This window comes from Acinetobacter sp. RG5, from assembly GCF_031844265.1.
GTDB lineage: Bacteria > Pseudomonadota > Gammaproteobacteria > Pseudomonadales > Moraxellaceae > Acinetobacter.
The window spans coordinates 80,441-87,259 of sequence record NZ_JAUZUV010000011.1 but is presented as its reverse complement, the minus strand read 5'-3'; the positions used below and the strand labels follow the sequence as shown (position 1 = coordinate 87,259).

7 protein-coding genes are annotated in these 6,819 nt (G+C 43.3%); 1 reads left to right on the top strand and 6 read right to left on the bottom strand.

Annotated elements, in window-relative coordinates; genetic code table 11:
• The first annotated feature begins 82 nt into the window (after positions 1–82).
• On the top strand, positions 83–532 hold the full coding sequence (gene cynS, locus Q9R21_RS10710) for a cyanase (RefSeq protein WP_004280338.1): 450 nt from the start codon (positions 83–85) through the stop codon (positions 530–532).
• A 299-nt stretch (positions 533–831) separates the two neighbouring features.
• Here cynS and Q9R21_RS10705 read toward each other — a convergent pair whose 3' ends face one another.
• From Q9R21_RS10705 to moaCB, 6 genes are all read right to left on the bottom strand, one after another.
• Positions 832–2,181: an MFS transporter gene (locus Q9R21_RS10705; protein WP_071851172.1), complete on the bottom strand. Its 1,350-nt coding sequence runs from the start codon at positions 2,179–2,181 to the stop codon at positions 832–834.
• Positions 2,182–2,510: 329 nt separating this feature from the next.
• Complete coding sequence (locus Q9R21_RS10700) at positions 2,511–3,152, bottom strand: ATP-binding cassette domain-containing protein (protein ID WP_005096928.1); 642 nt, start codon at positions 3,150–3,152, stop codon at positions 2,511–2,513.
• A 1-nt stretch (position 3,153) separates the two neighbouring features.
• Positions 3,154–3,837, bottom strand: a complete 684-nt coding sequence (gene modB, locus Q9R21_RS10695) for a molybdate ABC transporter permease subunit (protein ID WP_005096929.1) — start codon at positions 3,835–3,837, stop codon at positions 3,154–3,156.
• Positions 3,838–3,843: 6 nt separating this feature from the next.
• A complete protein-coding gene (gene modA / locus Q9R21_RS10690) occupies positions 3,844–4,608 on the bottom strand; it encodes a molybdate ABC transporter substrate-binding protein (RefSeq protein WP_005251840.1) in 765 nt (254 codons plus the stop codon).
• Between the two features lie 47 nt (positions 4,609–4,655).
• Positions 4,656–5,897 carry a molybdopterin molybdotransferase MoeA gene (locus tag Q9R21_RS10685; protein WP_311204451.1) on the bottom strand — a complete coding sequence of 414 codons (1,242 nt, stop codon included), beginning with the start codon at positions 5,895–5,897 and terminating at the stop codon, positions 4,656–4,658.
• A complete protein-coding gene (gene moaCB, locus Q9R21_RS10680; RefSeq protein WP_114541242.1) occupies positions 5,894–6,817 on the bottom strand; it encodes a bifunctional molybdenum cofactor biosynthesis protein MoaC/MoaB in 924 nt (307 codons plus the stop codon). The genes Q9R21_RS10685 and moaCB overlap by 4 nt, the downstream gene beginning before the upstream one ends.
• Positions 6,818–6,819: the final 2 nt, after the last annotated feature.

The following is a 6,819-nucleotide window of genomic DNA, read 5'->3' as shown; positions in this document are numbered from 1 at the left end:
ATTTCATCCTTATAATTATATTGGCACAATCTCTGCATTATCTATAGCGGTCATTTTTTAAATATAGCTATTGGAGAAGATTATGATTAGCCATCGTCAACAAGTGACAGACATGATTATTTCAGCGAAAGTTTTAAAGTCTATCAAATGGGCAGATGTCGCTGAAACAATAGGCCTTTCTAAAGAATGGGTGACAGCCGCATGTTTGGGTCAGATGGCTTTTAATAAAGAACAGGCAGAAAAAATTGGTGAAATATTTGGATTGACTGATGAAGCCATCGCCTGGCTGCAAATCGTACCCTATAAAGGTTCTCTGCCAACTAGCGTGCCGACAGATCCGCTGATTTATCGCTGGTATGAGGTTGTCAGCGTCTATGGTATGACTATTAAAGAACTGATCCATGAAGAATTTGGTGATGGAATTATGAGTGCAATTGATTTCAATATGGATATTCAACGTGAGAATAATCCAAACGGAGATCGGGTGAACGTCGTATTATCCGGAAAGTTTTTACCTTACAAAACCTATTAATTTATCATTCTAAAAATAAAAGCCATTTTGAAAATGGCTTTTATTTTATCTGCACTCATTAAATTCATTTATTTTTTAAAATCGTTATTAAAATATATATAATTTTTTCATCTCAAATTAAACTTACAACCTATAAATAATTTTATTTTTATTCGATGAATTCAATCCTCCTGTCCTGTTTAAATAATACTTTCCCATCCTGAATATTGGGTTCATCATTTTATTAGTGAGTTAGCAAAAACAACAAAAAGGATATTGCTATCCTTTTTGTTCATTCATTTTAAATCAGGAATGTAGTGTTATTGCTGTGCTTCCGCCAGATGACGTTCATTTACTGCCTGTTCATATAACAGCTGTTCTTTTTCTTTATGTTCGACAGAGAAGCGGATCATCAACACACAACTTGCAGCAATCACCACCAAGCTACCCAGTACCATCAAAGTGGTTTGAATATCCAGCATGCCTTTTAACAGGAAACCTGCAGCTACCGCGCCGACATTGCCACCTGCTCCAATAATACCGGCCACACCACCCAAGGCATCACGGTCGATAAAAGGTACCAGTGCATAGGTAGCGCCACATGCCATATGAGTAAACAAGGCAAAGATGGTCATTGCCATGATCGCCAAGGTTGCACTATTCATTTGCGAAAACAGAATAAGAAACAGACCTTCCAGCATGATCAAGGCAAACAGGACTTTGGTTCGACCATCCAGACCTTTTTGAATCGCAACTTTGTCTGAAACAATGCCACCCAAGGCACGGGCAAACAATGCCAGTAAACCAAAAATCCCGGCAGCCATGCCTGCTTCTTTTAGGCCAAACTGGAAGTTGTCGACAAAGTACAAGGCAATAATGTTATGGATGAAAATTTCAATACCAAAACAGGCTGCATAAGCTCCAAACAAAATCCACACACGGTAGTTACGTGCGGCATGCATCAAGATTGCAAGGCCGCCTTTTTTATCGCTACCAACAGAAATACCTTCAGCACGGAGTTCTTTAAAATTGCCTTGTGGACAGTCTTGGGTGAATTTCCAGTACAGTACACCGACAATGATCATCAGAATACCAGGAACCAGAAGTGCAATTCTCCATCCCATTGCCTGTTCTACACCGAACATCACCAAAGCAGCCAGCATTAAAGGCATCAGGGCTTGAGTCGCACCGCCACCGGCATTCCCCCAACCTGCTGTAGTTGCATTTGCCGTTCCCACCACATTTGGCGCAAACATGATACTGGTATGATATTGAGTAATCACGAAGCTGGCACCGATGGCGCCAATCAATAAACGGAAAAACAAGAAAGATTCATAACTGTTGGCCGACGCCACACCAAACACCGGAATACTGCCAATAATCAGTAAGGCGGTATAGGTTTTACGCGGACCATATTTATCACACAATGGCCCCACGATCAGACGCACCAGAATGGTAATCGCGACTGCGGCAATATTGATATTGGCGATCTGCTCTTTGGTCAGGCTGAATTCACCGGCAATGACGGGCATTAAAGGTGCACAGGCAAACCATGCAAAAAAACAGACAAAAAAAGCGAGCCAACTCATATGGAAGGCCCGCATCGCTGAACTACTGAAATTAAATAGACTTATTTTTGTTGCTTTATTGAGACTTGTATTTGAAGACATAGCCATTTCCTTACCAGAACTGAACGTATTTAAGTCACTGTGATGCCGAGGCATATCAGTAACGATCAGAACGGACGTCATTGGCCGTCATACAAATGTTGAGTCTTCTTTGACTTTAATCAGATATATGCATAGGTCATGCCAGATTATTTTTAACATAAAATAAACTATTCTTTTATATAAAATAATTTTTATTTCACTTTCAAATTTAGACTTTTCTTTCTTAAAAATAGAGAGAAAAATAGATATCTTCTGAGAAATTATGAGCAAAACAGCGATAGGATGACCTGCCCGGAGTCATTGCTGGTTTAAATCGGTGCAGGGCTGGATCAAATAATTTTTCCCTTTTCAAAATGCAGCAGTTGTGCCTGTAAATACGCCACTTCATCTACATGATGAGTCACATAAATCATGGGTAAATCTGTTTGATGAATCACAATTTTCAGAAAAGGTAAAATCTGGTTTTTCAGCTTTTGATCCAGTCCATTTAAAGGCTCATCCAAAAGTAATAGGTCGGGAGAAGATAAAAGTGCACGACCGATAGAAACGCGCTGTGCCTGTCCACCAGAAAGCTGATGCGCCCGATGCCGAAGTAGTGGCTTTAATTCGAGTAACTCCACAATGTCTTCAAACGTAAATTTCTGCTGACCTTTATTTTTTATATTTAGCTGTTCTGCATATTTCAAATTCTGCATGACATTCAGATGCGGAAACAGTAGGGCTTGCTGAAAAATCAGGGCAATTTTTCTTTGATGAACAGGAATATTCAGTTTCTGCTGATGATCAAATAATATTTTTTGCTGAAAATGAATAAAGCCTTGTGATGGTTTTAATAGCCCTGCAATATTTTTTAAAAAGGTGCTTTTCCCACTTCCTGAGGCTCCCACAATACCAATCAATTGTGTCTGCATATCCAGACTGGCCTGTAGCTGGAAATTTGCGTAATTAAACTGAAAATCACACTTCAGCATCTTAGCCCTCCAATTTACGTTGATACTTCTGCATGATCCAGTAATTTGCAATCAAGGCAGAAAAAGCCAAAATCAGAGATAAAATGACCAGACGCATGGCCATGCTTTCTCCATCAGGCTGCTGTAACAGACTATAAATGGCGATGGGAATCGTGCGGGTTTCTTCTGGAATATTGCCAACAAAGGTAATGGTGGCACCAAATTCTCCGAGACTGCGGCTGAAACATAAAATGCTACCGATTAAAATTCCAGGCAAAGCCAGAGGCAGGCTAATGCTACAGAATACCCGCCATGGTGTGGCGCCCAAAGATCCTGCCACCTGTTCTAACTGCCGGTTGATCATTTGAAAAGACAAGCGAATTGGTTGAACCATTAAAGGAAATGCCACAATCATTGCTGCCAGTACCGCACCTTTCCAGTTAAATATCAGCTGAATTCCCCATTTATGTAGATATTGCCCTAACATCCCCTGATGACCAAACAGCAGGAGCAGAAGATAGCCCAGTACCACCGGCGGTAGCACCATGGGCATCTGCAATATCGCCTCTACAAGAAATTTGGCCCTGAATTCATAACGCGCCAGTAACCATGCTACGGCGATAGCAAATGGCAGACACACCGCTGTGGCAAAGCCCGCTACTTTGGCTGAAAGCGCTAAGGCACTCAGTTCTTCTGGTGTAAGCATGAGCAGTTAGCCTACCTTAAGCTTAAAACCATATTTCTGGAAAATCTGCCTGGCCCTTGGACTCGTCTGGATAAATTCAGAAAATTGGACTGCTGCCTGATTTTTCTGGCCCTGCCGGGTTAAAGCGATTGGATACACAATCGGACGATGTGTACTGGCTGGAAATACTCCTGAAATTTTAACTTTTTTACTCATCAAGGCATCAGTTCTATACACAATGCCGACCTGACATTCGCCACGTTCTACAAAAGCCAAGGTTGAACGAACGCTATCCGTACCGACTATTCTGCCCCGAAGCGGATTCAACCACCCTAGCCGGGTTAAGCTTTGCTTGGCATATTTTCCGGCAGGCACCGATTCCATTTGTCCGGTACATAGATAGCCTTGAAAGGCTTTAGCAAGATTAAAGTCGGCTGACATTTTAAAATGATTTTTTTGCTGAATAGGACTAATCAATACGAGTTCATTCAAAAGCAAAGGTCGAATCTGACCGATCTGAATTTTTTGTTTCTTGATCAGATCATTCATCCAGTCCAGGTCTGCAGAGAAAAATAGATCACTGCTGGCTCCCGCCGCAATTTGTTTCGCCAATACCGAAGACGCAGCAAAAACCGGAACGATCTGGATGTCCCGATGCTGTTGCTCATATAGTCTGGAAATATCAGTAATCGCATTGGTCAGGCTGGCTGCGGCATATATTTTAACTGTTTCGGCATACAGCATGGGGCTAGTCAACAGCACGCCAGTGAGTAGAACTTTGAATAAATCCATCTTTCTCATTCTATGTGATTCGAATATTGAGAATTGCGACAGGCATTTCAAATCAGTAAACCTTGTACCACATGCCCGGCTTGGATTTCTGTTGCTGCCGGAATACGTACCAGACAATTGGCCTGCATCAGATTACTCAACATATGCGACTGCTGTTTCGCCAGGCTTTTGAGCTTTAAAGTACCCTGATCAAATTCTGCAGCCATTCTTAAAAAACGTTCACGTGCATCCGCTTTCAAATCATGCGTCATCACCGCACTAAGCCATGCAGGTGACTGCTTTTGCCCTTGTAAGGCATTCAGTAAAGTTGCCGTATAGATTTGCATCCCGACATACACAGCAGCCGGATTTCCCGGCAAACCCAAGAGATAACAGTAACCTTGATCATCTCGACGATACTTGGCAAATAACATTGGTTTTCCGGGCTTCTGCTTCACTTTCCAGAAAATCTGCTCAAAACCCTGCTCCAGGGCAACAGGACGAATGAAATCATAATCACCCACCGAAACCCCGCCTGTGGTCAATATGAAGTCGTATTGGTTTTTAAGACGATGTATTAACGTTTGCAGCTCATACTCATTATCTGAAACATGCAGAATATCTACGTTTTGACCCTGTGATTGAAACCAGGCCTGAATCAGTGGAGCATTGGCGTCAAAGATTTTTCCGGAATTCAGGTCTTCAATGCTGGAAGCGACTTCATCTCCAGTAATCACAACAGCAACTTTAGGATAACGATAGACTGAAACCTGCTTTACGCCTGCCATGCTCAAAGCTGCAATTGCACCTACATGCAGTTTTTGACCTGCATCTGCCAGACGCTGCCCTTGTGCGATTTCCTCGCCTGCATCACGTATATCCGTATGAGGCTTTAGGTCTGTTGTAATAATGATTTGATTGGCATGGCATTTGACAATTTCCTGACGGGCGACCGTTGTAGTTCCTGCTGGAATCCTGGCACCGGTAAAAATCCGGACCGCCTGACCTGGCCGCAGTTCAATTTCAGTACTTTGCCCTGCCCGAATCTCTCCAATGAGTTCAAAAGTGCTGTGAGCACTAACATTTTCTGGACTGCAAAGCGCATAGCCATCTACAGCACTTTGTGAAAACAGCGGCAATGGTATGGCCGAATCAATCGCCTCTGCCAGATAGCGATTCAGAGCCCGAGCAAGCGGCAGGCTTTCAGCTACCAAGATATGCGTCTGCTCAAGTAACATCTGCAGTGCCTGATCAACAGAAATCAGTCCCGGTTCAGCACCGCAGGCTGAATGTGATAGTGCCTGATTCATTGATAGCCCCCCGCATGTGGGATATTTTTTTGCACATCAAACAAGTGCACCAAAGCCGGAAGTACCGCGATCAGAGATTCTTTCGCACCCTGACGACTTCCCGGTAGGGTCATCACCAGACTGTTCTCAATATAGCCAGCCACGCCACGACTTAATGCCGCATAAGGTGTACGTTTCTGCCCAAAACTACGTGAAGCTTCCATCAAGCCTGGAATTTCCCGTTGCAGCAAAGGTTGCAGAGTCTCAACTGTCAGGTCTTTAGGACCCAATCCAGTACCGCCCACAGTTAGAATCAGCGGATACTGATTTTTCTGCTGTTCAATCAGGGTCAATAGCTGTTCTGGGCTATCGGGAATGACCTGATAATTAATAGCGTCAAAATTAGCCTCTTGCAAAATTTCCAGTACGTTTTGTCCGGCAGTGTCCGGCTTTTTACCTGCTGCAACCGTATCGGACAGTACAATAACTGAAGCGGACAGACTCTCTTTAAGTACGCGGGTAAAATGTGATTTTCCGCCTTTTTTCTGCTGCAACCTGCATTGATCCAGCGACAAATCTTCCGGTTCACAATGCGGCTTCAGCATGTCATACAAGGTCAGACCTGCCAGACTGACTGCGGTCAAAGCTTCCATTTCCACACCAGTTGGTCCAATGGTTTCAACGGTAGCAATAATTTCGATATGTGCATCACACAGTTCATATTCCACATCGGCACGATAAATCGGTAATGGATGGCACAATGGAATCAGCTCATCGGTCCGTTTGGCACCTAGAATGCCGGCAATGCGTGCTGTTTTCAGGGCATCACCTTTTTCAGTATTGCCATTACGTAGCAGCTCAATGCAATGTGGCGGTGCATGCAGGATTCCAGTGGCAATTGCTGTACGGTAACTTTCTGCTTTCATCCCTACATTTTTCATGA

Coding starts and splice junctions, on each gene's coding strand:
- cynS (WP_004280338.1), top strand. CDS start 83: ATGATTAGCCATCGTCAACAAGTGACAGACATGATTATTTCAGCGAAA.
- Q9R21_RS10705 (WP_071851172.1), bottom strand. CDS start 2,181: ATGTCTTCAAATACAAGTCTCAATAAAGCAACAAAAATAAGTCTATTT.
- Q9R21_RS10700 (WP_005096928.1), bottom strand. CDS start 3,152: ATGCTGAAGTGTGATTTTCAGTTTAATTACGCAAATTTCCAGCTACAG.
- modB (WP_005096929.1), bottom strand. CDS start 3,837: ATGCTTACACCAGAAGAACTGAGTGCCTTAGCGCTTTCAGCCAAAGTA.
- modA (WP_005251840.1), bottom strand. CDS start 4,608: ATGGATTTATTCAAAGTTCTACTCACTGGCGTGCTGTTGACTAGCCCC.
- Q9R21_RS10685 (WP_311204451.1), bottom strand. CDS start 5,897: ATGAATCAGGCACTATCACATTCAGCCTGCGGTGCTGAACCGGGACTG.
- moaCB (WP_114541242.1), bottom strand. CDS start 6,817: ATGAAAAATGTAGGGATGAAAGCAGAAAGTTACCGTACAGCAATTGCC.